Raw genomic sequence first — 24,787 nt, forward strand, 5'->3', positions numbered from 1 at the left:
CTCCTGAGGAGTCCGCAAATGTTTGATCTCACGGGCAAACGCGCCCTCGTTACCGGCGCCTCGGGCGGCATCGGGCGTGAAATCGCCAAGGCGCTGGCCGTGTCCGGCGCTCGCGTGGCCCTCAGTGGCACGCGTGTTGGCGCCCTTGAGGAGACCCGCGACCTGCTGGGCGGCGGTGATCACCCGATCCTGCCGACCAACCTCTCCGATCTCGACGCGGTGGATAAGCTCATCCCCTCGGCCGAGGCGGCGCTGGGCGGCATCGATATCCTCGTCAACAATGCCGGCGTCACCCGCGACAACCTCTTCATGCGCATGAAGAACGAGGAGTGGGACGAGGTGCTGGCGGTGAACCTCACCTCTGCGTTCCACCTCACCCGCGCTGTGCTGCGCGGGATGATGAAGCAGCGCTTCGGTCGTATCATCGGCATCACCTCGGTCGTCGGCGTCGTCGGCAACCCAGGGCAGGGCAATTATGCTGCGTCCAAGGCCGGTCTCATCGGCATGAGCAAGGCGCTGGCCTACGAAGTCGCCTCGCGCAACATCACGGTGAACACCGTGGCGCCGGGCTTCATCGGCTCCGCCATGACCGACGAATTGAACGACAAGCAGCGCGAGAGCATTCTGGGTAAGGTGCCGGCCGGCCGGCTCGGCGCCGCCGACGAGGTTGCCGCCGCGGTGGTGTTCCTCGCCAGCAACGAAGCGGGGTACATCACCGGCCACACGCTGAACGTCAATGGCGGCATGGTGATGCTTTAATCCTATTGCCAGTGCCGAAGGCTGGGGAAACCGGGCCTTGCACAATATGGCAATGGCGGGGGAAGTATGTTACCTCCGCCCCTGATTTCGGGTTTGGCCCGTACTTGCGAGGGTACGACGCCGCGCCTACAGTCTGCCGCTACCGGCGGCAAAGGTCGTGGGTCCGGACAGTTCCGGCGCCTGAGACCCGAGTACGAACGAACAACCTGACTGGTAACAAGGGAAGTCAAATATGAGCGATATCGCTGATCGCGTCCGCAAAATCGTGGTCGAACACCTCAACGTGGATGCGGAGAAGGTCGTCGATAAGGCCAGCTTCATCGATGATCTGGGCGCTGACTCGCTCGATCAGGTCGAGCTGGTCATGGCTTTCGAGGAAGAGTTCAACGTCGAAATCCCGGACGATGCCGCGGAATCGATCCAGACCTTCGGTGACGCCGTCGCCTATCTGACCAAGGCTGTCGGCTGATCGCCGACCGCTAACGGCTCTTCTTCGATGGAATTGCGCCGCGTCGTCGTCACCGGGATGGGGATCGTCAGCCCTTTGGGCTGCGGGATCGAACCGACCTGGGCCAACATTCTCGCATCCAAAAGCGGTGCCAAGCGCATCGACGACTTCCAGGTCGACGATATCGCTTGCCAGATCGCCCACCGGATCCCGTTGGGCGACCGCGCCGACGGCAAGTTCAACCCCGACGAGTGGATGGACGTGAAGGATCAACGCAAGGTTGATCCCTTCATCATCTACGCCATGGCGGCGGCTACCCAGGCCATCGAAGACGCCGGGGTCGAACCGAAGACCGAAGAAGAAAAGCACCGCATCGGTACGCTGATCGGCTCGGGCATCGGCGGCATCGGGGGCATCTACGAGACCTCGATCATCCTGCATGAGAAGGGCCCGCGTCGCGTCAGCCCGTTCTTCATCCCGGGCCGCATCATCAACATGGCATCGGGCAACGTCTCGATCCGCTTCGGCCTCAAGGGCCCGAACCACTCGGTGGTGACGGCTTGCTCGACCGGTGCGCACGCCATCGGCGACGCCGCCCGCCTGATCATGCTGGGCGACGCCGACGTCATGGTGGCCGGCGGCGCTGAATCGCCGGTCAATCGCATCTCGATTGCCGGTTTCGCCGCCTGCCGGGCGCTCTCGACCAACTTCAACGACCGCCCGGAAATGGCCTCGCGCCCTTACGACAAGGATCGCGACGGCTTCGTCATGGGCGAGGGCGCCGGCATCGTCGTGCTCGAGGAATACGAGCGCGCCAAGGCCCGCGGCGCCAAGATCTACGGCGAAGTCATCGGCTACGGCCTCTCGGGCGACGCCTACCACATCACCGCGCCCTCCGAGGACGGCGATGGCGGTTTCCGGTGCATGCAGATGGCGGTGAAGCGCGCCGGCATCGATCCGTCCGAGATCGACTACATCAACGCCCACGGCACCTCGACGCCGCTCGGCGACGAGATCGAACTCGGCTCGGTCACCCGCATGCTGGGTGACGCCGCCCCCAAGGCGGCGATGAGCTCCACCAAGTCGGCCATCGGGCACCTGCTCGGCGCGGCCGGTTCGGTCGAGGCGATCTTCTGCCTGCTCGCCATGCGCGACAGCATCGTGCCCCCGACCATCAACCTCGACAATCCGTCGATCGAGTCGGTGATCGACCTGGTGCCCCACAAGCCCAAGAAGAAGGAGGTCAACATTGCCCTCTCGAATTCTTTCGGCTTTGGCGGCACCAATGCCTCGCTGATCTTCCGCAAGGCGAGCTAAGCGACCGGACCCGGGCGCCCGTTACGGCGCCGGGTTCGTATTGATGTCATTTTTCCAGCGATAGTGCCGCGTTTGTGGAGGTTCGACCGATGGCCAACGAGCGCAGCGAGAAGCGGGCACGCAAGAAGCGGCGTGGTAGCGGCTTTCTGAGCGTGTTGAACGCGCTGCTCACGCTCGTGGTCATTGGCATCCTCGTGCTCGTCGGCATCTTTCTCTATGGCGCGAGCCAGTTCTACGCGCCCGGCGCTGTGAAGACCGAGGCGAACTTCACCGTCGAAAAGGGCTCGTCGGTGATGACTACGGCCCGCCGGCTGGAAGAGCAGGGCCTGATCCCGCAGGGCCAGATCCTGCCGTCCGAGTGGCTGTTCTGGGGCGGCGCCCGCGCGCTGAAGAAAGAGGGCGACCTCAAGGCCGGCGTCTATGCGCTGAAGCCCAATTCCTCCATGGCCGACATTCTCACCGAGCTGACCGAGGGCAAGCCGCTCGATTTCTTCGTCAACGTCATTCCGGGCGATACCTCGTTCCAGGTGGCCGAGCGGCTGAATGCAGAAGGCCCGAACCTCACCGGCGAGCCGGTCCCGGTGCCGGCCGAAGGTACGCTTCTGGCCGTCCGTTACGACTTCTTCCCCGGCGACACCCGCGTCTCGGTGCTCGAAAAGATGCAGACCGAGATGAAGAAGACGCTCGACGAGATCTGGGCCAAGCGCGACCCGGCAATCGACAGCGTCATCAAGACGCCCGGGGACCTGGTGACGCTCGCGTCCATCGTCGAGAAGGAAACCGGCCTCGAGACCGAGCGCCCACAAGTCGCCGCGGTGTTCATCAATCGCTTGAAGAAGAACATGCGGCTGCAGACCGATCCGACCGTTCTCTACGGCGTGACCGAGGGCAAGGCCGTGCTCAACCGCGGCCCGACCTCGGCCGAGCTGAAGGCCAAGACCGCCTACAACACCTACCAGATCGACGGCCTGCCGCCCGGCCCCATCGCCAATCCGGGAGAAGCGGCGCTGAAGGCCGTGGCTAACCCGGCCGCGACCAAGGACCTCTATTTCGTCGCCAAGAGCGCCAACCCGGCCGATGGGCACCTGTTCGCCGAGACCTATGCCCAGCACAGGAAGAACGTGACGCTCTATCGCAAGGCAGCCGCCGAAGCCGATGCCGAGGCCGCCAGGGAAGCGCTTGAGGCCGATGAGGCCAAGGGCGCCGGCGAGACCGTCGAGCCCGCGCAATAATGGCGACACTCGCCAGCATGACCGGCTACGCCCGCGCCGCCGGCGCGCTTCCGGGCGTCGGCTTCACCGTTGAGATCAAGTCAGTCAACGGCCGCGGCCTCGATTTGCGGATGCGCCTTGCCTCGGGTTTCGATGCGCTCGAGAGCGAGATCCGGCGGCTGATCGGCAAGTCCGTTACCCGCGGCTCGCTGACCGTGTCGCTGAACGTCGACCGCGAGGGTGAGGGCGGCCGCGTCGTCGTCAATCACCAGGCGCTGGAAGCGGTGCTCGAAGGCTTCAAGTGGCTGGAAAGTCGCGTCGATGCCGACAAGCCCCGCCTGGACGGCATCCTCGCTCTGCGTGGCGTGCTGGAGCAGCACGAGACGGCCCTCTCGTCCGACGAGGAGGAGGCGGTGAATGCCGCTATCCTCGCGGCCGTCGAACAGGCGGTGACCGGCCTCGTCGCCGCGCGGCGGGAGGAGGGGGCTCGCATCGCCGCCATCCTCGGCGAGCGCATCGACGAGATCGCCGCGCTCACCAAGGCCGCCGAGATCCATCCCGGCCGCAGCCGCGATGCCATCCTCGCCCGCCTGCGCCAGCAGGTCGCCGATCTCAGCGAGGCCAGCCCGACCCTCTCCGACGAGCGGCTGGCGCAGGAAGCCGTGCTGCTCGCCACCAAGGCCGATATCCGCGAGGAGCTCGACCGGCTGGGGGCGCACATCGCCGCGGCGCGCCAACTGATCGCCGGCGGTGGCCCGGTGGGCAGGAAGCTCGACTTCCTGTCACAGGAATTTAACCGCGAAGCGAATACGCTCTGCTCCAAATCCAACGACGTGGCCCTGACTGCCATCGGCCTCGATTTGAAGGCCGTGATCGATCAGCTCCGCGAGCAGGTCCAGAATATCGAGTAACCCGGCGAGTGCCGCGAAGCGGCCGAGTGCTATGCGCAGGGCAAGAGGACGAAGCACGAATGGAATTCACGCGCCGCGGAGTGATGCTGGTTCTCGCCTCGCCATCCGGCGCAGGCAAATCCTCGATTTCCCGCGCCCTGTTCGAGGATGACCCGAACATCGCGCTGTCGGTCTCGGTGACCACGCGCGCCCGCCGCACCGACGAGATCGACGGCAAGCACTACCACTTCATCGACGTGCCGACCTTCAAGAAGATGCGCGAGGACGGCGAGCTCCTGGAGAGCGCCGAAGTCCACGGCAACTTCTACGGCACCCCGCGCTCGCGCGTCGAAGAGCGGCTCTCGGCCGGCCGCGACATCCTGTTCGACATCGATTTCCAGGGCACGCTACAGCTCTATGAGAAGTGCCGCAGCGACATGGTGACCATCTTCATCCTGCCGCCCTCGATCAAGGAACTGCGCAAGCGCCTCGAGCGTCGCGCCCAGGACAGCGCCGGCACCATTGACAAGCGGCTGAAGAACGCCCGCATCGAGATGCAGCACTACAACGAGTACGACTACGTGCTGGTCAACGAGGATCTCGAGGATTCCACCTCGCGCGTCCGCACCATCCTCGCCGCGGCGCGCCTCGCCCGTACGCGGTTCATCCAATTGGATAAGTTCGTCAAGGACTTGCAGGACCAGATCGACTCTCTTTAGGAGCTTTGCTCGGAGGTCGCGCGCTGTATCCACTGTCATCAAGCGGCAGCACGCTTAAGGTATTGCCTTAACTTTAGCTGCAGACGGGTGTGGATAAACCACGTCCAGCTGTGGATGGTCTGCGCGCCATAGTTCCGGAACCCCGGAATTGGGCAGAACCTACCCGGGCGGGGGACTTGAGCATGCCATTCGAAGTGAAAGCGTGCAGCATCGACGAAATGCAGCGTCATCCGACCTTCGCCGATCGGACCCAGGCCAAGGTCAAGGTGCTGCTGCGCGAGATCCGCTCCCGCGAAACGTTCGACCACAACCTGACGCTGCGCGTGTGGGCCAACACCCACGACAAGATGAGCCCGTCCGAGGTGAAGACTGCGCTGCTGGTGAAGGCGGCAACCATCCTCAAGCGGACGGTGTCGGTAGCCGAGATCGAGGTGAGCGGCGAAGGCAACGTCACGCGGCCGACGGTCAGCGGCTGAGCGCCGTACCCTCAGTCTGTGCCTTCTCCCCTTGTGGGAGAAGGTGGCCAACGGCCGGATGAGGGGTCTCTCTACGCTTGCTCGTTGTCCGTTGCTTCGCTCCAGCCTCGCGACACTCCGTGTCGGGGGACCCCTCATTCGCCCTTCGGGCACCTTCTCCCACAAGGGGAGAAGGCGATGGAGCCGAAACTACCTTCGTCCCACCAGCATCACGAACTTCGCGATCACCCCGGCCGCGAACCCGAACAGCATCAGGCCGAACGTGAACGGTCCGAGCAACTGGGTCATCCCGGCCGGATTGGTGAGGTCGTAGCTCACGTAGGCGAAGAACAGCGCGCCAAGCGCCACGACAATACCCAGCGTCCGCCAACGCTGCGCGAACAGGGGCACTGCAACCGGTACGCAGAACGCCAGGAACGCCCCGATCAGCGCGATGGCGCCGCCCATCAGCGCCGCGCCTTCGCCAGCTTCAGGAACGTCTCGACCGGCAGGACTTCCGCCCGCTCGTCGCCCTTCAGCCCGCCTGCCGCCAGCAATGGCTCCATCGGTACGCCGAGCGACTTGAGGCTCTGGCGCACCATCTTGCGGCGCTGCCCGAAAGCGGCGCGGGTGACGGCCTCGAGATCGCGCACGGCCACGCCGTCGGCGGTTGCCTTGGGCTTCAGGTGCACGACACTGGACGTCACCTTGGGCGGCGGGGTGAAGGCCTCGCGCCCGACATTGAAGGCGATGCGCGCCTCGGTGCGCCAGCCGCACAGCACGCCGAGCCGGCCGTAGTGATCGTCGCCGGCCTTGGCGATGATGCGCTCGGCGACTTCGCGCTGGAACATCAGCGTCAGGCTCTCGAAGAACGGCGGCCACTGCTCGACGGTCAGCCAACGGGTGAGCAGTTCGGTACCGATGTTGTAGGGCAGGTTCGAGACGATGCGCGTCGGCCCGTCGGCCAGCGCGGCATAGTCGATCTGCAGCGCGTCACCAGCGATCACCTCAAGCCGGCCAGGGTAGGCCGCGGCGATCTCGGCGAGCGCGGGCAGGGTGCGTTCATCGCGCTCGATGGCGATGACCTTCTTTGCGCCCTCCGCGAGCAGCGCGCGAGTCAGGCCGCCGGGGCCGGGGCCGACCTCGATCACCGTTACCGCCTCGAGCGGGCCGGCGACCCGGGCGATGCGCGCCGTGAGGTTGAGATCGAGCAGGAAGTTCTGCCCGAGCTCCTTCTTGGCCCTCAGGTCGTGCGCGGCGATAACCTCGCGAAGCGGCGGTAGATTGTCGATCTGCATACTTGGGGGGATAGCGGATTTATCGGCGAAGGCAAATGGCGCACAGAACGGGTATTGACCTTGCCATGATGGGAAGGTGCAGGAACGGCCCATAGCCACTCTGGTTGGCCTGACTTCGAAGGAGATGAAGATGCACAAGTTCACCCTCGCCGCTGCACTGCTGCTGGCGTTCGCAGTTCCCGCCATGGCGCAGGATCATGGCGGCCATGGCGCGGCTCCAGCGGCCGACCTTCCAGCGATCTGCCTCGCCAACGCGCAGCAGGCGTCGGCCCCCATGGCCATGCAGCATGCCGCCGGCGCCGACGCGGCACATGTCGATCTGATGGACGGCATGGATGCCATGAACGCCGACATGGCCGCCGGCGGCACGGCGGCCGATATCGACGTCGCCTTCATCTGCTCGATGATTCCGCATCATCGCGGCGCCATCGACATGGCCAAGGCCGAACTGGCGCATGGCGATGATCCCTGGGCCAAGGAAATGGCGCAGGCCGTGATCACCGCCCAGGAAAAGGAAATCGCCGACATGCTGGCCTGGCTGGAGAAGCAGCCGCAGTAGGGGAGGGAGTAACCGGCCCCATCTCCCCCTAGGCGGGGGAGAAAGCGAAATCTTAGGTTTAGCCGTTTGGCCAAGCCCAAGAAACCGTCATCTCTCCCGCGAGGGGAGAGATGACGGAGAGATCGGTGTGCGGAACCTCTACTGCGCCGCGTTCTGCTGATGCAGCATGCCGTTGGTCAGCTGATCTGCCAGCCTGATCGCGTTGAGGAAGCTCGCATCCGACCCCTGGCCGCTGCCGGCCAAGTCGAAGGCCGTGCCGTGGTCTGGGGACGTCCTGACGATCGGCAGGCCCAGCGTTACGTTCACTGCCTCGTCAAAGGCCACCGTCTTGATCGGGATCAGCGCCTGATCGTGATACATCGCGATCACTGCGTCGAAGCGGCGCCAGTGGGGCAGGTGGAACAGGGTATCGGCCGGCATGGGCCCCTCGGCCTCGATGCCCTCGTGCTGCAACTGGGCGATGGCCGGGCCGACCGTGTCGAAGTCCTCGGTGCCGATATTGCCGCCTTCGCTGGCATGTGGGTTGAGGCCGGCAAAGCCGATGCGGGGCTGGGCGATGCCGAAGCGGGTTCTGAGGCTGTGCGCGACGATCCGTCCGGTGCTCACCACCAGGTCGAAGGTGATCAGCGAGGGGACCTGGCTGATCGGCACGTGGATGGTCGCGGGGATCACCCGCAGCCCGTCATGCGCCAGCATCATCACCGGCGTCGGCACTACGCCGCCCTGCGCGCAAAGTGCCGCCAGGAACTCGGTATGGCCCGGATACTTGAAGCCCGCCGAGTACAGCGCAGCCTTGTGAATCGGCGCCGTGACGATGCCCCGGCAGGCGCCGGTGAGGCTGGCCTCGACGGCGCGGCTGATCGCTTCGATCACCACCTTGCCGGAGAGCGAGGTAGGATCGCCCGGCTTGTCGGGGACCAGACCCTCGACATGGGCGATGGGCAGGGCGTCAGGGAAGCGCAAATTGGCCTCGAGCGGCGTGCTCTCAACCATCGACACCGGGAGGTGCAGACGTGCGGCGCGGGTGCGCAGGAAATCGATGTGGCCGTAGACGATGAAGGGCGGCAGGCCTAGCTCGGCGCGCTTGGAATAGAGCCTGAGGATCAGGTCGGGCCCGATCCCGGCGGGCTCTCCCATGGTGACGGCAAGCGGCAAACGGTTGTCGACCAAGGCGTCCTCGCAGGTTTGGGCCGCTTGGCGTAACCGGTTCGGCACGCCAAGCCTAGCGCCCTCTAGCACAGACTTGCTAAGTCAAAGGCCGTAGTTTCCATCGATTTCTCAAGGGGATGACAAGGGTCCGTTAGCTGTAGACGATCTTTGCCTTGCTCCTGAGCTCGGCCTTGAACTTCTCGGCTTCGGCCTTCATCGCTTCGCCGCCCTGTTCGCTGCGCAGCTTGTTCTTGACGAAGGTGGTATCGCGCGCCTCGTTCTTGGCGCAGATGGCCAGCATCGACACACCTGCCTCTGTCACCCGCGGCTTGGTGATGCCGCCGACGTTCAGCTTGGCGAGTTCGGCGGCCAGCGCATCGGGCAGCTGCGTCGCATGACGGCGGCCCATGTCGCGCACGGCGGCGTCGGTGAAGTTCAGCGACACCTGCACGGCGCTATCGCAGCCCTTGAAGGCTTTGCGGTACTGGTTGGCTTGGCCCGTGCGGGCCGAAGCATTGCCGGTCGAGCTGATGAACAGCACTTCCTTGAGGATGTAGTCGTAGCTCGAGGCCTGGTCGAGCTTGGCGGAAGCCTCCTTGTCGAGCTCGAGATCGGAGACCTTCACGCGCGACGACACCACCATCTGGCTCACCTGCTGCCAGGCGATGGCGGCGCGGAGGCGGGCGCGCATGGTATCCCTGCTGACGCCAGCCTGCTGCAGGATCTGGTTCAGCTTGTCGCTCGACACCTTGATGTTGCGGGCGACCTGCGTGAACGCGTCGTCGACCTGCTGGTCGGAAATGACGATGTTCATGCGCTTGGCTTCCTGCAGCTGCAGCTGCTCGTCGATCAGCTGCTCCATCGCCTTCTTGCTGCCGCCACCGCCCTCGAGGGCCAGCAGCTTGGTGCGCTGGGCGATCTCGATATCGGAGATCGGCACGCCATTGACCGTCACCTTGGTCGCGGCGAAAGCCGGCATGACGCTCAGGGTAAGGCCGATCAGCATTGCAGCGATGAAGCGGAGCATTGTCGTCACCATTCAGTTCTCTGGAAGCCGCCGGATCGCCCCCGGCTCGGCCATCTCAATGTTGGAAGAATACGGCCAAAATCGGTTGGCCGAGCCTAGTATCCGATGCCGAAGTCGGTTCCGGGGCCCTTCAGCCTGAACTGCACGCCGAAGGTGAACGAGTCCGGGGTTTCGTGGGTCGGGCCGTTGGCCTGGGCGAAGCCGCCGGCGAGGAAGTAGCCGTCATCGTAGAGCAGCTCGCCGCGTGCCTCCAGCCACTCGCTGGATGCGATGTCCCACGAGAAGCTGCCATTGGCGCGCCAGTAGTCCAGCGGCAGCGGCGCGCTGGCCCGCACCGTCACCTCATGCTGATCGACCGGCACGCCGATCGCCGCGTCGGCCGGCAGGTAGACATAGTCGCTGCCCACCGAGTAGGGGCCGAAGGCATAACTGCCGCCGACACCGGCCCGCGCGACACGCGGCCCGTCCGGATCGATCTGCAGCTTGGCGCCGAGCGTGACCCCGTCATAAGGCGAGCCACGCGCGCCGAGCACGACGTAGGAGGCCTCATCCTCGAGGCCGCTGCTGACCCCGGTATTGACCGGATCAGCGACGCCGAAGGCATTGACGCCGGCGAGGTGGAAGCTCTGCCCGGCGATGATTTCCAGCCATTGCCCGCCTGAGAAGTTGGCAAGGTAGCGAGCGCCGACATTGGCGCGCAGGCCCGTCTCCTGCCGGTCGGTGCCGGTGAAGCGGTCGTAGGTGAAGATGTTGGTGTCATCGAGCACGAAGCTGTGCGCGTTGTCGTTGGTGACCCCGACCAGCGTGGTGTCGCTGCCGCGATAGACCAGCTGCGCGATCGGCTCGAGCAGGTGCGTGTCGAGCCCGTTGCTGGCGAATAGCGGCCAGCGGAAGTCGACGGCCGCGATCGGCGTTGCCGTGAACAGGAACTGGTCGGCGGGCTCGGGCAGACCGACGGGCGGGTTGCCCTGGCTGCCGCTGTCGTAATTGGTGACGTCGGCGCGCAGCCCAAGATACGGGGTCACCACCACGCCGCCCGGAGCGACGATCTGGTTCTGCCAGCTGAGCTCGCCGGATGCGTGGGTCTTGCTGCCTTCGTAGCCGAAGATATAGTCCTTCGTACCGTAGGTTGCGGACGAGTTCTCGCCGCGTTGCACGCCAAGCAGGTTGCCGTTGGCGCGCACCTGGCCCCAGTCACCGAGGTCGAAATAGCCGTTGCCGCGTGCGTTGGGCAACGCCGTCGCCTGCTGGTCCTGCGCCAGGTTGGCCGCAGCATTGGTGCCGTACTGCCCCAGCTTCAGGAACTGCTGCAGCCGCACATCGGCGTAGAAGCTGTCGCTGAGGTGCGTCGCATACACCTCGTTGGTGAGCCATTTCGCAGTGCTGAAGTCGTAATCGTCGAAATAGGCGGCATCGGAGAAGGCGCTATAGGACCAGCCTACGGTCCAGTCCGCCACCGGTTCGAACCGCCCCGAACTCTGGATCGCACCGCGCCACTCACGGTTGCCGAGCTCGGTGAAGGCGCCGGGATCGAGCTGGTACAGCCCCGAGCCCTTCACCGTGAACGAGCCGTAATCGAACTGCTGCCGCCACTCGGCCGCCATCAGGAAGCCCTGCCGCGACATCAGCGAGGGGGAAAGCAGGATTTGCGTGTCTTCGCCGATGTTGATGAAGTAGGGCGCGGTGATCCGCGCGCCGTACGCGGCCTTGTAGTTGACGCTCGGCAACAGGAAGCCGTTGCTCTGCTTGGAGGTCGGATCGGGCAGCGACAGCCACGGCAGCCAGGCAACGGGGATGCCCAGGACTTCCAGCGACGGCTGTTCCAGGTAGACGGTCTTGGTTTCGCTGTTGTGGATCAGCCTGGCGGCTTTCACCTTCCAGCCGATCCGGTGTCCCTTGGCGTCGATGCAGAGCCCGCAGGGGCTGTAGGTCGCCTGGTTGAGCACGGTTTCCAGCGTCGCCGAATAGTGCGCGTCGTTCGCCGTCACCATGGCGCCGTCGACGGTGGTGAGCGTCAGCGACTGGATGAACGCCTGTTTCATCCCGCCCGTCACTTCGACGCTGTCGGCGGTATACTCTGTACCCGCCGGATCGCGCACCTGCACGTTGCCGACGCAGTTCAGGTCCCCCGATTTCTGCTCGTAGCGCAGGTCGTCGCAGGCGATCGCATAGCCTTCGTATTGCATCACCACGCGGCCCTGCGCGCTGATCACGTCGCTGCTCTTGTCGTAGGAGAGGACGTTTGCCTCGACCTTGGCCGGCGCGCCCGGCTCGGGGAGCGTTGCGAAAAAGCCTTCTGGCAGGAACTGGGCTGCAGCCGGGAGAGTGGCGGCAAGGCCGGCCGCGAGGGCGAGCGCAAGCACCGCACCAAACTGGCGCAGGCGCGTCCCCATCCCCCGGTCGCGGCGCATCTTGCTCACGTCCGCCCGTCTTCCCTGTTCAGCAGCACCGTCACTCCGATAACGATCGCCACCACTGCCGGCCCTGCGACTGCTATGGCCGGATGCATCACGCCGGCGCCCCCGGCGCGTCCCGCCATCTCGGTCACGACATAAACCAAGACGCCAAGGACGATACCATAAAGCACCGCCCCACCATACTTATTGGTCCTTCGATAACCGGCCGTAAACGCGAAGGCAATGACCAGGGAGCCACACAAGGTGAGCGGCAGCGCCAGCAGCCTGAGGAACCGCGTTTCCGTCTCGGCGCGCTCCTTGGAATCGCTCAGTTTCGCCGCCAGCGTACTCGCCAGCTCCCACACCGTCATGTCCTTGACCGAGGCGATCCGGGCCCGCATGTCGCCGGGGCTGTGGCCGGTGGGCAGGCGGAAATCCGCTATCGTTTCGGGCAGTTGGTTGGAGCGGAAACGGATCGCCCCCGGCATCACCCACTCGCCATTGCGCAGCTCGGCGGTCGGCGCCTCGATGCGGTCGCGCGGCGTATCCATCAGGAACACGTTGACGCTGCCCAGCGACTCGCCGCTGGGGCTGACATAGCCGGCCTCGAGAATGTAGTGGAGATCGCCCTGCCGCTCATCGAGCCATAGCGTTCCGGCTCGGCTGACGGTGCCGTTCGCGGCGCTGCTCGGCGCCAGGCTGCGGTTGAACTGGATCACCCCGGTGTCGACCACCAGGGTGATCAGCACGCCGCCGAGCAAGGTGACCGCGACCGGCGCGACCATCACCCGCCAGACCGACATGCCCGAGGCCTTGATCACCGTCATCTCGCGGGTCGCCTGCAGGTTGAGCAGGCCCGCAATGGTGCCGACAAGGAAGGTCAGCGGCAGCGTATCGATGACCCAGCGGGCCGAGGAGAGGACGACCGCCGTCAGCGCCAGCGGCAACCCGCCGACCGCCGCGAGCGCCGAGAAGCGGTGGGTGTTGAGCGATTCGACCAGCACCACGATGCCGTAGAGCACTGCCAGCGTCAGCCCGACATTGCCGGCCAGCCGCCGGACGACGATCCAGTCGATGCGGTTCATGTGCTGTGCGCCTCCCGGGGCAGGGGCACGAAGACGCGCAGCCGGTAGATCAGGATGGCGATGGAAATGATGGTGAGAACGATCACTCCGACTGGCTCCCGCATCCAGCCACTGAGCGGCGCGTAGGAGGTGAGGGTGCGCTCGAACAGCACGGCGCCGAGCACGGTGATCTCCACCGGCAGCAGCGGTTCCTTGCGCCGGCCCGACGGAAAGCCGCTGATGGCCGCGACGAACAGGCACAGCGCCAGCACGCGGAAACCGTCGGAGGTGCGTTCCGCCAGCCGGCGCAGCTTTTCGGCCGGCCACTCGCCCGTGGTGAAGCCGCGCACCAGCGTGCCATAGGTGCTCTGGTCGCCGCGCGCGTCACCGGTATCGGCGTCGCCGGTCAGCCGCTCCAGCGCGATGTCGTAGCGGTCGAACGAGATCTCCGAGAACTTCCCGTCCGCTGTGCGGTACTGGATCGTGCCTTGCTGCAACTGCAGCACGTAGCCCAGTTCGTCGGCGGTGATCAGCGCCGAGTCCGCGATATAGGTGCGCCGCGTTTCGGCATCGCGCCGGTCGTCGGCAAAGAACGAGGTGATCTCCCCATCGGCGCCCCGGCCGCCCACCGTGATGGTCACCCCGTCGCCCAGTTCGGCGAAGCGGTTCGGCACCAGCGAGCGGCCCACCAGGTCGGCCGCGGCTTTCACGCGGATCAGGTTGCCTTCGCTGGTCGCCAGCGGCTCGATGACGTGGGCCAGCACCAGCACGATCAGCGTGCCGACTGTGGCAAAGCCCAGCACCGTGCGGATCAGCACCGGCAACCGCTGCGACACATGGATGATGTGCAGTTCGCGCGACCCCTGCAGGGCGCGCAGGGCCCGGGCCAGTCCCACCGCGATGCAGACGTACATGAAGGCAATGGAGAGGGGCGGCAGCGCCAGGATCGTCTGCCACAAGAGCGTCAGCAGCCCGCGATCGCGCACCGCTCCGACCTCGACGATTCTGAGCGTCTGCGCGAGGTAGAGAATAGTCAGCGCGACCCCGAAAAGCGCTGCGGCTTCGGCGGCAAAAAGCTTGAAAAGATAACTGCCTAGCCGAGTCATATCAGAGACGAGTTCCGACGCGCGCCCACCCCCCGGACTGCCCCCGGCGCGATGAACCAAGCGGACCTTGCCCGCCCCGCCCGTCCCTTTGCAAGGAAAACGGGGCGAGGGCGAGGCGTTGCCCCCCGGGGTGTTGCGGGATTGACGCGACCGGCGTAGCCGCTATCAGTCGATCATCGACCTCGCGGGCAATCGCGCCCGCCCCATTGCCATAAGGTATTTTGCCCCATGCCTAACCGGATCGAGATCAAGACCGCCGCCCTGCCGTTGAAGGCAACCGGCACGCTGGTGGTCTATGCCGCCGAGGACGCCGCACCCGCCGGCGCCGCGGCCGAGGTCTGGGCCGCCACCGGGCTCGACTGGCAGAAGGTCTCGGCTGCAGGCAATTTCAAGGGCAAGCAGGGCCAGTTGCTCGATCTGCTGGCGCCTGCCGGCGTCGCCGCCGACCGCCTGCTGGTGCTGGGCAGCGGCAAGGCAGGGCAGGGTGCAGGGCTCTCCGCCTGGACCGACCGCGGCGGCTCGCTTGCCGGCAAGCTGATGGGCCTCAAGGTGAAAAAGGCCGCCGTGCTGCTCGACGAGGAGGCGGCGACGCCTGAGGGCATCGCCGAACTCGCCGCCGGGCTGCGCCTCCGCCACTATAAGTTCGACAGCTACAAGGCGGTCAAGGCCGAGGACAATGGCGATAGCTCGCTGGCGGTTACGCTCCATGTCGCCGACAAGTCCGGTACCGACAAGGCCATTGCCGACCGGCAGGCCACCACCGAGGGCACACTGCTCGCCCGCGAGTTGATCCACCAGCCGCCCAATGTGCTGGGCACGCTCGAGTTCGCCGCCGAAGCCGCCAAGCTCGCCGAACTCGGCGTGGAGATCGAGCAGCTCGACGAGAAGGCCATGCGCAAGCTCGGCATGAACTCGCTGCTCGGCGTATCGCAGGGCTCCGCCCGCCCGCCGCGCCTCGTGATCATGCGCTGGAACGGCGGCAAGTCGAAGGACCAGCCCATCGCCTTCGTCGGCAAGGGCGTGGTGTTCGATTCCGGCGGCATCTCGCTCAAGCCTGGCCTCGGCATGGAAGACATGAAGGGCGATATGGGCGGCGCGGCGGCGGTCACCGGGCTGATGCATGCGCTTGCCAGCCGCAAGGCCAAGGTCAACGCCGTCGGCGTCATCGGGCTGGTGGAGAACATGCCGTCGGGCACCGCCATGCGGCCCGGCGACATCCTCACCGCCATGTCCGGCACCACCATCGAAATCGTCAACACCGACGCCGAGGGTCGCCTCGTCCTTGCCGACGCACTCTGGTACACCCAGGATCGCTTCAAGCCGAAGTTCATGATCAACCTCGCGACCCTCACCGGCGCCATCGGCGTGGCGCTCGGCAACGATCACGCGGGGCTGTTCTCCAACAACGACGAACTCTCGGCCAAGCTTCTCGCTGCCGGCCTCGCCACCGGCGAAAAGCTTTGGCGCATGCCGATGGGCTCCGCCTACGACAAGCTCATCGAGAGCCGCTTCGCCGACATTAAGAACTCCGGCGGCCGTCCCGCCGGCTCGATTACCGCCGCGCAGTTCCTCGCCCGCTTCGTCAATGATGTGCCGTGGGCGCACCTCGATATCGCCGCCGTGGCGCTGGCCTCGCCGACATCGGAGACCAACGCCGCCTGGGCATCGGGCTTCGGCGTGGCGTTGCTCGATCGGCTGGTGCGCGACAACTACGAGGCCAAATGACCGGCACGCTGCCCGACCTGCCGCTCACCGCCAGTCCGTCGCGCCTCTGGCTGTCGCCGGTCGCAGCATTGGCGATCGCCGCAGGGCTCGTCGCGCTGCTGCCGACCGCGCTGCTGCTCGCCAGCCTCGTCGGCGCGCTCGGCATGGCGCCGAGCGTCGAGTTGACGCTGCTGGCGCTACCGACGCTGGCGGTGGCGGTGTTCTTCCTCGTTGTCGGCGCGGTGATCGTCGGCGACCTGCGGTTGCAGCGGCCGGTGCTCGTCATTGACGAGAACGGCGTCTTCGACCGCCGCGTCACCGATGCGCCGATCGCCTGGGCCGATGTGGTCGAAGTGGCGCCATCCCCGGGCGGTGGCGGCGTGCTGCTGGCGCTGCGCACGCCGCTCGATACCCACCTCAGCCCCTACCGTGCCGGCACCGCTGGCTTCCGCCAGCCGGCGGCCGGACTCGCCAACATCCCGGTCCGCGCTATGGACCGGCCGGCGCGGCTGTTGGCCGACACGCTGGTGGCGCTGGCGATCAGGCACGGCGCCACGATCCCGCAACCGGACGGAGCCTGAGCCGATGGCCGAGATCCTGTTCTACCACTTGGAGAGCCAGCCCCTCGAACGGGTGATCCCGGTGCTCCTGGAAAAGTCGCTGGAGCGCGGCTGGAACGTGGTGGTCGAAACGGGCAGCGAGGAACGGGCCGAGGCGCTCGACAACCTGCTCTGGACCTATCGCGACGACAGCTTCCTGCCGCATTCGCTGGCCGGCGGCGACGCCGACGACCTGCAGCGCATCCTCATCACCACCCGCCCGCACAATCCCAACCAGGCGCAGGTCCGCTTCTTCGTCGATCGCGCCGTGCCGCAATCGGGCGAGGGCTATGTCCGGCTGGTCTACATGTTCTCCGGCCACGACCCGGACGCCGTCACCGAAGCCCGCACGGCGTGGAAAGCGCTGCGCGACGGCAATGAGGTGACGTATTGGCAGCAGGACGGCAACGGGAAGTGGGCGAAGAAGGGGTAGGGCAGGCCCCGTGCCATCAGTCAGCGCCTTCTCCCACAAGGGGAGAAGGCACCGACTGATGACGCCGAGCCCGCTACACCCCCGGCGCCCGGCCAGGCTCCGCCTGCTCGAACTTCGAGAACTGGAACCCCGGCGCCACCGTGCAGCCGACCAGCGACCAGTCGCCGAGACAGGTCGCCTGCTGCCACGCATGGCTAGGGATTACCACCTGCGGCCTTTCCCCGGCGACCAGATCGTTGCCGAGCTTGTGCTCGGTCACGCTCTTGCCATCGCGCGAGATGCCGATCGTCATCGGCGCGCCGGCATACCAGTGCCAGACCTCGGCCGAATCCACCCGGTGCCATGCGCCCGACTGCCGGTCGGTGAGCAGGTAGTAGATCAGCGTCGAGAGGGGCCGGCCTGAAGCGCCGGGCACGTCGGCGAAGGTCTGCCGGTAGAAGCCGCCCTCGATATGCGGCTCGAGCCCGAGCAGGCCGACAATCTCGGAGGCCGTCATCTGCTTCATGCCTGCGCCTTCTCTGCCAGCTCCAGCTCTTCGCTGAGCGTCAGCCAGCTCTCCTCGATCTTGGCGATCTCGCCCTCGAATCGCGCCTTGTCCTTGCCGAGCAGGATGACCCGTTCGGGCGCGCCGTCATAGGTCTTGGGGTCGGCGAGGAAGCCATCGACACGCGCCAATTCGGTCCGCAGCCGGCCGAGCTTCTGCTCGAGGTCCTTGATCGATTTGCGCAGCGGCGCCACTTCGGCGCGCTTGGCCGCCGCGTCCTGCCGCGACGCCTTCCGATCCTCGATCGCCGGTGCTGCCTGGGCCGCACCCTTCTTGCCCTTGCCATTGCTATTGGAGGTGAGCAACCGCTGGTAAGTGTCGAGATCCTCGTCGAATTCCTCGATCGTCCCGTTCTGCGCAATCCACAGCTTGTCGACCGTGGCGTCGATCAGGTGGCGGTCGTGGCTGATGATCAGCACGGCGCCCGAATAGTCGTTGAGTGCGGCTACCAGCGCGTCGCGGCTGTCGATATCGAGGTGGTTGGTCGGCTCGTCGAGGATCAGCATCCCCGGCCCGCCGAAGGTGATGAGCCCGAGCAGCAGCCGCGCCCGCTCGCCGCCGGACAGGTTCTTCACCTTGGTGTCCATGCGCGAGGTGGTGAGCCCCATCTGCGCCACGCGGCTGCGGCGCTTGGCCTCGCTGTCGTACGGCATCAGGTCTACGACATGCTCGAACGGCGTCTGCTCCGGCTTCAGCTTGTCGAGCTGGTGCTGGGCGAAATAGGCGATCTCCAGCCCCTTGCCCTTCCGCATCTCGCCGCCCATCGGCTTCAAATCGCCGGACAGCAGCTTGGCGAACGTCGACTTGCCGTTGCCGTTGACGCCGATGAGCGCGATGCGGTCGTCCGGATCGATCCGGTTGGTGATGTGCCTGAGGATCACCTTGTCGCCATAGCCCACCGACACGTTGTCGAAGGTCATCATCGGCGACGCCGGGATCTTCTTCGGATCGGGGAACTTGAACGGCGAGGAGCTCTCGTCGAACATCGCCGCCGGCGGCTTCAGCTTCGCGATCATCTTGACGCGCGCTTGCGCCTGCTTGGCCTTGGTGGCCTTGGCCTTGAAGCGGTCGACGAACTTCTGCAGGTGCGCGATCTGGTCGAGAGTCTTCTCGCGGCTCTTGTTGTTGAGCTCCATCTGCATCCGGCGCGTCTCTTCAAACGTGTCGTAATTGCCCTTGTAGAAGGTCAATTTCCGATGCTCGAGATGCGCGATCGAGTTCACCGCCTTGTTTAACAGGTCACGGTCGTGGCTGATCATGAACACGGTGTAGGGATAGGTCGCGAGATACTTCTCGAGCCACAGCGTGCCTTCGAGATCGAGATAGTTGGTCGGCTCGTCGAGCAGCAGCAGGTCGGGCTGGCTGAACAGCACGCCGGCCAGCGACACGCGCATGCGCCAGCCACCCGACAGCTCCGAAGTCGGAGCCATCTGCCGGTCCTTCTCGAAGCCGAGGCCCTTGAGAATGGTGGAGGCACGCGCCTCGGCCGTATGGGCGTCGATCTCGGCCAGCCGCGTGTGGATGTCGCCGATGCGGTGAGGATCATGCGCCGTCTCGGCCTCGTCCAGGAGCGCCGTGCGCTCCTTGTCAGCCGAGAGAACCACGTCGAGGACGCTGATCGAACTCGCCGGCGCTTCCTGAGCCACCGCGCCGATCCGGGCCTTCTTGTTGACCTCGATGGTGCCGCCCTCAGGCGCGATCTGCCCCAGGATCAGCTGGAACAGCGTTGTCTTGCCCGTGCCGTTCTTGCCCACGAATCCGGTCTTGGAACCGTCTGGGAGAACAAGCGAGGCACCCTCGAACAGGGGGCGGCCCTGGATGCGGTAACTGAGATCGGTAATGGTCAACATGGCGCGGCCGATGCATCCGCGGCGCGCGGAATGCGTTAGGAAAGGGATAGGGGCAAATCGAAGCCGTCCCAATAGACCGAGAAACCGGAGAAGTCCAATGCGCCCGATCCTCGCCACTCTTGCCCTTTGCCTGTTCACGGGCGCCGCCTTGGCACAAGAGCTCGCCCCGTTGAACGACCTGAAGGCCTGCCGGCTCGACGCCGAACTGGTCTCGCTGAGCTTCAGCTACGAGGGCGGCGCCTGCGAGCAGACCGGCAACGGCAGCGTCGACCTGGTGGAGTCCGGCACGGCAACGGTGACCATTCCGATTGTCTCGACCGCGGAGGTCTGCACCATGCAGGTGGTGAAGGTGAACCATTCCAGCGCCATCACCGCAGACCAGGACGTGTCAGCGCTCAGCGTCCAGCTCGTCAGCCCCGGCGGCGAGGTGCAGGCGACAGGCAAGGTGGATATCGCCCCGAACTCGCCTGACTGCGTGCCGCCGGTGCCGACGGAGTAGGGCGCCGAGCCAGGCAACGCCGGCTCGCGGGCCCTGTCATTTCGATCGGTCGCGGTGCGCGAGCTTCAGCGACACAACCGCCAGTACAATCAGAACCGCCAGCAGCAGGGCCCGGGTCAGCGTCGTCGCCACGCCGTGCTCAAAGGCAGCCTGGTTGGTCCGCAGATACTGTTGCAGCCGGTCGTCGATCTCTCCTGACAATGACGATGTCGACGCGTTCCGGAGCTCGAGAAGACGTTTGAGGTGCGCGACTTCGCCCCTCACAACGGCCTGTAGCCAACGCAACGCATTCCTCGCGTCGTCGGCACCGATATGGGGGTAGATCGACGATAGTTGCCGGCTCTCGTCCGCAGTGAGCGTGACCGTGGCGATCGGGTACCGAACGATGCCACTTTCGTCCCTTGGCACCGTGAACAGGCAGAAAAACAGGTCCAGCGCGACCAGCTTGCTGCCATCGGCCATCGTATCGATGTCGCGTCTTGCGCTCCAGACCAGCGTCGACCACGGATAGCCGGCGGTGCAGGATTGCTCGAGGTCGAGCGCCTTCCGCAGATCCAGGAAAGCGCCGATCATCGGGCCAGCGCCTCCGCTTTCCGCGGTGTTCTCCAGCAGTCTCGCGATGGTCGACAGGTACGGCGCATCGACCTTGCTGCGCTCCTCCATCAGGAAGATGTCGCGTGAGTAAGTATTGTAGTCGCGGAACTTCGACGTGAGGCTGCCGAACACCTCGCTCGTCGATGCCGAAGTTGCCGATGGGTTGGTCTCGCTGGTCCTGGAGAAATGTGACCAGGCGTAGCCGTACCCGGCATAGTCAGTCAGTGCGATCGCCAGGGCGACCACCACGATCAGGGAGCCGACAAGGACCCGCCTGTCGGTCCATATCCGGCTGCCACGCCCGGTGGTCGTGGTATCACCATGCGGCAGATGTGCAGACCCCACAGAAGACATTTGTTCCTCCGGTTGAGCCGACTGTTGCCATTCTACTCCCGTTTGACCGTGGTGTCAGAGGGCACGAGTGCGCGCATCGCCCGTCTTGCGCCCGAGGACGTCACCGCCCTCGAAGTGCAACTGCTCAGCCCGGTGGCGAGATAGGGGCCAAGGGGAGGGTGGACATCGGGCGGAACTCTTCCGACTTCGTGCCACCGGTGCCGAAGGAGTAGGGCCCGGGCTCGCAATACTCGCCGGGATGTTCATACCGGTCCGAGCTTGTTAGGTTGCGTCTCGGCAACTCTATGGAGCTTCGGGCGTGCAACGATGGGTTATTAAAAGCCCGACCGGCATATTCGTCCTATGCATGGTCTTTGCCCCTACTTTCATGGCGTTCCCCGCATCGGCGTTGGTCTTTGTGCTGGCAAGTCCGGGGCCGTTTGCCATCAGTGACCTCCAGTATCTGGTGGTCATGGTGCCGGCCGCCCCAATTCTTATCGGGGCGGGGCTCGTTCTGGGCTGTATCCCTGGCTTGTTCAGCGCGTGCATTCTCTTAGAGCTGGCCAGGCGGCGTCCGATCAGCATTATCGATCCGGTGACGGTTGCACTTGTGATCTGTGTGGGCCTGACGCTCGCATTTGCGGCAGTTGCTCCAACCCATATCTGGCTGGCGCTCTCCATTGCGGCGGGAGCCACCATTTTGGTTGTGCTGATCCTGGGGCGGCTCGCTGTGTTTTTCGATGTGGTCACTCCAGCGCCAGCGTCACCCGACAGCACGCCGGCCATCTGATCGATGTTCGCCTGAACTGCCGTTTGCGCTCTCGCTCTGCTTCCGGGGCGAGCATTGCCAATATGCCTGTCAAACCCCGTCTTGCGCCCGTCACGCCTTCCCGTTAGAAGGCCGCACTCCAATTCAGACCCACTCCAAGGACCAGACACATGGCCATCGAGCGCACTTTCTCCATCATCAAGCCCGACGCGGTTCGCCGTAACCTGATCGGCAAGATCCTCACCAAGTTCGAGGACGCTGGCCTCCGCCCGGTGGCGATGAAGAAGATCCACATGACCCGCGCCCAGGCCGAGGGCTTCTACGCCGTGCACAAGGAGCGCCCGTTCTACGGTGAGCTCGTCGAGCAGATGATTGCATCGCCCGTCGTGGTCCAGGTCCTCGAAGGCGAGGGCGCCATCCTCAAGAACCGCGAAGTCATGGGCGCCACCAATCCGGCCAACGCCGCCGAGGGCACCATCCGCAAGGAATTCGCGCTGAGCATGGGCGAGAACTCGGTGCACGGCTCGGACGCTCCCGAGACCGCCAAGGAAGAGATCAAGTTCTTCTTCACCGACGACGAGATCGTCGGCTGATCTCGGCCAGACCACGATTTTCCGAGGGCCGCCTCCGGGCGGCCCTTTTGTTTTGCTAGCGGGCACCCTGCCGCCCCATGAAAGCCACCCCGTGAACCTCCCCGAGACCATCCACCCCGCGCTCGCCGCCGCCCTCACCGCCCGCGGCTATGACACGCTGACGCCGGTGCAGCTGAGCGTGTTGGCGCCCGAGGCCGCCGAGCGCGACCTCCTGGTGTCGGCGCAGACCGGCTCGGGCAAGACCGTGGCCTTCGGCATGGCGATCGCGCCAACCCTGCTGGGTGATGCCGCCAGGTTCGAGCGCGCCGCCACCCCGCTGGCGCTGCTGATCGCCCCGACCCGCGAACTGGCGATGCAGGTGCAGCGCGAGCTGGAGTGGCTGTATGCCGATACCGGCGCGCAGATCGCCGCCGGCGTCGGCGGCATGGACATCCGCACCGAGCGCCGGGCCTTCGAGCGCGGCGCGCATATCGTCGTCGGCACCCCGGGGCGCCTGCGCGATCATATTTCGAAAGGCGCGCTCGACCTCGGCAACATCCGCGCCGTGGTGCTCGACGAGGCCGACGAGATGCTCGACCTCGGTTTCCGCGAAGACCTCGAGTTCATCCTCGATGCCGCGCCGGAAACCCGCCGCACCCTGATGTTCTCGGCCACCGTGCCGCGCGCCATCGCCGATCTGGCCAAGACCTTCCAGCGCGATGCGCTGCGTCTCGTCGCCACCAGTGCCGGCGAGCAGCACGCCGATATCGAGTACCAGCAGATCGTCGTACGCAACGACGAGCGCGAGCACGCCGTCATCAACATGCTGCTGCTGCACGATAGTTCCAACACCATCGTGTTCTGCCACACCCGCGAGTCGGTGAAGCACCTCACCGCCCGCCTCGCCAACCGCGGCTTCCCGGTCGTGGCGCTCTCCGGCGAACTCACCCAGGCCGAACGCAGCAATGCCCTGCAGGCGATGCGCGACGGCCGCGCCCGTGTCTGCGTCGCCACCGACGTCGCCGCCCGCGGCATCGATCTGCCCAACCTCGATCTGGTCATCCACGCCGACGTTCCGTCCAATCCCGAGACGCTGCTGCACCGCTCGGGCCGTACCGGTCGCGCCGGCCGCAAGGGCATCTGCGCGCTGATCGTGCCGGTGCACCGCCGCAGCGCCGCCGCCCGCGTGCTGCGCGCCGCCAATCTCGACGCCTCGACCCGCGGCGCCCCCACCATCGCCGAGATCGACGCCCGCAACCGCGAGCAGATCATCGCGACAGCGGTGGCCGTCACCGCGCCCAACGAGATCGAAGCGCCGTTTGTCGCCGAACTACTGGCCCGCCTGACGCCCGAGCAACTCGCCGCCGCCTACATCCGCCGCGAACTCGCCGCCCGTCCGGCGCCGGAAGAAGTGTCCGAGCAATCGATTGGCGCCTTCGCCGAAAAGGGTCCGCGCCGCGACAAGCGCTTCGAGGACGAGCGCATCGAAGGATCGGGCCCGCGCGAAAAAACGCCGCCGATGGAGAACGGCCGCTGGTTCACCCTGTCGATCGGCCGCAACCGCCGCGCCGATCCGAAGTGGATCCTGCCGATGATCTGCAAGGCCGGCGACGTCACCAAACGCGACGTCGGCTCGATCAAGATTCTCGACAGCGAAACCCGCTTCGAGATCGCGGCCGACAAGGCCGATGCGTTCGCGGCCGCCATTGCCCGCGTCGGTGGTACCATCGAGAACAACACCACCATTGCCGCGTCCGGCCCGCCGTCGGCGCCGCCGAAGAAGAACTACAACCGCGACAGCGCCCCGCGCTTCAAGAAGCATGACGACGAGGCGCCGCGCAACAAGCCGCGCGAGGATCGGCCGGCGCGCGACGATGGTCCGCGCTACAAGGTCCGCAGCGACAAGGGCGCCAAGCTCGCCACTCGTCCGGCCCGCGAAATCACCCCGCCGGTGCAGCACGATGCCCCGCCGGCGGCGCGCGAACCGGTGCTGTTCAACCGCAAGCCCACCGAGAAGCCCAAGGTCAATCCGAAGGACAAGGGCAAGCCGAAATACAAGAACCGCGAGAAGCGCGAGCCGCCCGCCGAGGCCGGCGCAGTGCCGCGCAAGAAGAAGCAGAAGGCCGGCTACGATCCTCTCGGTTGACGAACGTACCTCGGCTACCGCATCCTCCCCCCGGCTTTGGGGGAGGAAACCATGCCCTACGTCCGTATCGAAATCACCGACGGCGCGACTTACGAGCAGAAGCTGCAGATCTACAAAGAAACCACGGAAATGCTGGTCCGGATTCTGAACAAGAAGCCGGAATACACCTTCGTGGTCATCGAAGAGGTCGACAACAAGAACTGGGGCCACATGGGTACGTCCGTGGCCAAGATCCGCGAGGCCGAGGCCAAGGAGCGGGAGAAGGCGGCAGCCGGCTCCAAGAAGGCTGCAGCCAAGAAGGGCGCGGCCAAGGCCGAAAAGAAGAGCCCCGCCAGGAAGGCCTGAC

26 protein-coding genes are annotated in these 24,787 nt (G+C 65.7%); 16 read left to right on the forward strand and 10 right to left on the reverse strand.

What is annotated here, in order from left to right; all coding sequences use genetic code 11:
- Window positions 1-18 precede the first annotated feature (18 nt).
- The 7 genes from fabG to AC1DYL_RS14225 all read left to right on the forward strand — a co-directional run bounded on the left by fabG (window position 19) and on the right by AC1DYL_RS14225 (window position 5,820).
- Window positions 19-759 carry a 3-oxoacyl-[acyl-carrier-protein] reductase gene (gene fabG / locus AC1DYL_RS14195; protein ID WP_477173637.1) on the forward strand — a complete coding sequence of 247 codons (741 nt, stop codon included), beginning with the start codon at window positions 19-21 and terminating at the stop codon, window positions 757-759.
- A 232-nt stretch (window positions 760-991) separates the two neighbouring features.
- Window positions 992-1,228: an acyl carrier protein gene (locus AC1DYL_RS14200; protein ID WP_055048542.1), complete on the forward strand. Its 237-nt coding sequence runs from the start codon at window positions 992-994 to the stop codon at window positions 1,226-1,228.
- A 33-nt stretch (window positions 1,229-1,261) separates the two neighbouring features.
- Window positions 1,262-2,524, forward strand: coding sequence for a beta-ketoacyl-ACP synthase II (gene fabF / locus AC1DYL_RS14205; RefSeq protein WP_477151380.1), 1,263 nt, complete (start codon window positions 1,262-1,264; stop codon window positions 2,522-2,524).
- A gap of 89 nt (window positions 2,525-2,613) precedes the next feature.
- Window positions 2,614-3,756 (forward strand): endolytic transglycosylase MltG, encoded by a 1,143-nt coding sequence (gene mltG, locus AC1DYL_RS14210; protein WP_477173638.1) that lies wholly within the window; start codon window positions 2,614-2,616, stop codon window positions 3,754-3,756.
- Entirely contained in the window at window positions 3,756-4,646 is an 891-nt protein-coding gene (locus AC1DYL_RS14215; RefSeq protein WP_477173639.1) for a YicC/YloC family endoribonuclease, read from the forward strand. Before mltG ends, AC1DYL_RS14215 begins: the two co-directional genes overlap by 1 nt.
- A 59-nt stretch (window positions 4,647-4,705) precedes the next feature.
- Window positions 4,706-5,344, forward strand: coding sequence for a guanylate kinase (gmk, locus tag AC1DYL_RS14220; protein ID WP_477151335.1), 639 nt, complete (start codon window positions 4,706-4,708; stop codon window positions 5,342-5,344).
- Window positions 5,345-5,526: 182 nt separating this feature from the next.
- On the forward strand, window positions 5,527-5,820 hold the full coding sequence (locus AC1DYL_RS14225) for a hypothetical protein (protein ID WP_477151334.1): 294 nt from the start codon (window positions 5,527-5,529) through the stop codon (window positions 5,818-5,820).
- Window positions 5,821-6,009: 189 nt separating this feature from the next.
- Here the strand turns inward: AC1DYL_RS14225 and AC1DYL_RS14230 are convergent, their stop codons facing one another.
- The gene (locus AC1DYL_RS14230) at window positions 6,010-6,267 is read right to left on the reverse strand and encodes a hypothetical protein (RefSeq protein ID WP_477173640.1); all 258 of its coding nucleotides are present in this window, start codon (window positions 6,265-6,267) and stop codon (window positions 6,010-6,012) included.
- Complete coding sequence (rsmA, locus tag AC1DYL_RS14235; protein ID WP_477173641.1) at window positions 6,267-7,097, reverse strand: 16S rRNA (adenine(1518)-N(6)/adenine(1519)-N(6))-dimethyltransferase RsmA; 831 nt, start codon at window positions 7,095-7,097, stop codon at window positions 6,267-6,269. The genes AC1DYL_RS14230 and rsmA overlap by 1 nt, the downstream gene beginning before the upstream one ends.
- 130 nt (window positions 7,098-7,227) lie before the next feature.
- Here rsmA and copM point away from each other — a divergent pair, with 130 nt between their 5' ends.
- Window positions 7,228-7,656: a CopM family metallochaperone gene (gene copM / locus AC1DYL_RS14240; RefSeq protein WP_477173642.1), complete on the forward strand. Its 429-nt coding sequence runs from the start codon at window positions 7,228-7,230 to the stop codon at window positions 7,654-7,656.
- 138 nt (window positions 7,657-7,794) lie between these two features.
- Here copM and pdxA read toward each other — a convergent pair whose 3' ends face one another.
- From pdxA to AC1DYL_RS14265, 5 genes are all read right to left on the reverse strand, one after another.
- Window positions 7,795-8,826, reverse strand: coding sequence for a 4-hydroxythreonine-4-phosphate dehydrogenase PdxA (gene pdxA, locus AC1DYL_RS14245; protein ID WP_477157874.1), 1,032 nt, complete (start codon window positions 8,824-8,826; stop codon window positions 7,795-7,797).
- A 130-nt stretch (window positions 8,827-8,956) separates the two neighbouring features.
- Window positions 8,957-9,844: a SurA N-terminal domain-containing protein gene (locus AC1DYL_RS14250; protein WP_477173643.1), complete on the reverse strand. Its 888-nt coding sequence runs from the start codon at window positions 9,842-9,844 to the stop codon at window positions 8,957-8,959.
- Between the two features lie 83 nt (window positions 9,845-9,927).
- On the reverse strand, window positions 9,928-12,243 hold the full coding sequence (locus tag AC1DYL_RS14255) for an LPS-assembly protein LptD (protein WP_477173750.1): 2,316 nt from the start codon (window positions 12,241-12,243) through the stop codon (window positions 9,928-9,930).
- Window positions 12,244-12,248: 5 nt separating this feature from the next.
- On the reverse strand, window positions 12,249-13,313 hold the full coding sequence (locus AC1DYL_RS14260) for an LptF/LptG family permease (RefSeq protein WP_477157875.1): 1,065 nt from the start codon (window positions 13,311-13,313) through the stop codon (window positions 12,249-12,251).
- Window positions 13,310-14,398 (reverse strand): LptF/LptG family permease, encoded by a 1,089-nt coding sequence (locus tag AC1DYL_RS14265; RefSeq protein ID WP_477151327.1) that lies wholly within the window; start codon window positions 14,396-14,398, stop codon window positions 13,310-13,312. The genes AC1DYL_RS14260 and AC1DYL_RS14265 overlap by 4 nt, the downstream gene beginning before the upstream one ends.
- 228 nt (window positions 14,399-14,626) lie before the next feature.
- Here AC1DYL_RS14265 and AC1DYL_RS14270 point away from each other — a divergent pair, with 228 nt between their 5' ends.
- From AC1DYL_RS14270 to AC1DYL_RS14280, 3 genes are read left to right on the forward strand one after another with little or no spacing between them, the layout of a single operon-like run.
- On the forward strand, window positions 14,627-16,123 hold the full coding sequence (locus AC1DYL_RS14270) for a leucyl aminopeptidase (RefSeq protein WP_477173644.1): 1,497 nt from the start codon (window positions 14,627-14,629) through the stop codon (window positions 16,121-16,123).
- Window positions 16,120-16,683 (forward strand): hypothetical protein, encoded by a 564-nt coding sequence (locus tag AC1DYL_RS14275; protein ID WP_477173645.1) that lies wholly within the window; start codon window positions 16,120-16,122, stop codon window positions 16,681-16,683. The genes AC1DYL_RS14270 and AC1DYL_RS14275 overlap by 4 nt, the downstream gene beginning before the upstream one ends.
- A 4-nt stretch (window positions 16,684-16,687) precedes the next feature.
- Window positions 16,688-17,134 carry a DNA polymerase III subunit chi gene (locus AC1DYL_RS14280; RefSeq protein WP_477173646.1) on the forward strand — a complete coding sequence of 149 codons (447 nt, stop codon included), beginning with the start codon at window positions 16,688-16,690 and terminating at the stop codon, window positions 17,132-17,134.
- A gap of 73 nt (window positions 17,135-17,207) precedes the next feature.
- Here AC1DYL_RS14280 and AC1DYL_RS14285 read toward each other — a convergent pair whose 3' ends face one another.
- Window positions 17,208-17,639, reverse strand: coding sequence for a cupin domain-containing protein (locus AC1DYL_RS14285; protein WP_477173647.1), 432 nt, complete (start codon window positions 17,637-17,639; stop codon window positions 17,208-17,210).
- The gene (locus AC1DYL_RS14290; RefSeq protein WP_477173648.1) at window positions 17,636-19,528 is read right to left on the reverse strand and encodes an ABC-F family ATP-binding cassette domain-containing protein; all 1,893 of its coding nucleotides are present in this window, start codon (window positions 19,526-19,528) and stop codon (window positions 17,636-17,638) included. The genes AC1DYL_RS14285 and AC1DYL_RS14290 overlap by 4 nt, the downstream gene beginning before the upstream one ends.
- Before the next feature lie 97 nt (window positions 19,529-19,625).
- On the opposite strand from AC1DYL_RS14290, the gene AC1DYL_RS14295 reads away from it, so the two are divergent.
- Complete coding sequence (locus tag AC1DYL_RS14295; RefSeq protein ID WP_477151321.1) at window positions 19,626-20,027, forward strand: hypothetical protein; 402 nt, start codon at window positions 19,626-19,628, stop codon at window positions 20,025-20,027.
- A 36-nt stretch (window positions 20,028-20,063) separates the two neighbouring features.
- Here AC1DYL_RS14295 and AC1DYL_RS14300 read toward each other — a convergent pair whose 3' ends face one another.
- Complete coding sequence (locus AC1DYL_RS14300) at window positions 20,064-20,975, reverse strand: hypothetical protein (RefSeq protein ID WP_477173649.1); 912 nt, start codon at window positions 20,973-20,975, stop codon at window positions 20,064-20,066.
- A gap of 298 nt (window positions 20,976-21,273) precedes the next feature.
- On the opposite strand from AC1DYL_RS14300, the gene AC1DYL_RS14305 reads away from it, so the two are divergent.
- From AC1DYL_RS14305 to AC1DYL_RS14320, 4 genes are all read left to right on the forward strand, one after another.
- Entirely contained in the window at window positions 21,274-21,744 is a 471-nt protein-coding gene (locus AC1DYL_RS14305) for a hypothetical protein (RefSeq protein WP_477173650.1), read from the forward strand.
- Window positions 21,745-21,893: 149 nt separating this feature from the next.
- Window positions 21,894-22,316, forward strand: a complete 423-nt coding sequence (ndk, locus tag AC1DYL_RS14310; RefSeq protein ID WP_477151318.1) for a nucleoside-diphosphate kinase — start codon at window positions 21,894-21,896, stop codon at window positions 22,314-22,316.
- Between the two features lie 91 nt (window positions 22,317-22,407).
- On the forward strand, window positions 22,408-24,441 hold the full coding sequence (locus tag AC1DYL_RS14315) for a DEAD/DEAH box helicase (protein ID WP_477173651.1): 2,034 nt from the start codon (window positions 22,408-22,410) through the stop codon (window positions 24,439-24,441).
- A 51-nt stretch (window positions 24,442-24,492) separates the two neighbouring features.
- Entirely contained in the window at window positions 24,493-24,786 is a 294-nt protein-coding gene (locus AC1DYL_RS14320; RefSeq protein WP_477157885.1) for a tautomerase family protein, read from the forward strand.
- The last annotated feature ends 1 nt before the right edge of the window (window position 24,787 follow it).

This window comes from Devosia sp. P1_H9, assembly GCF_056405135.1.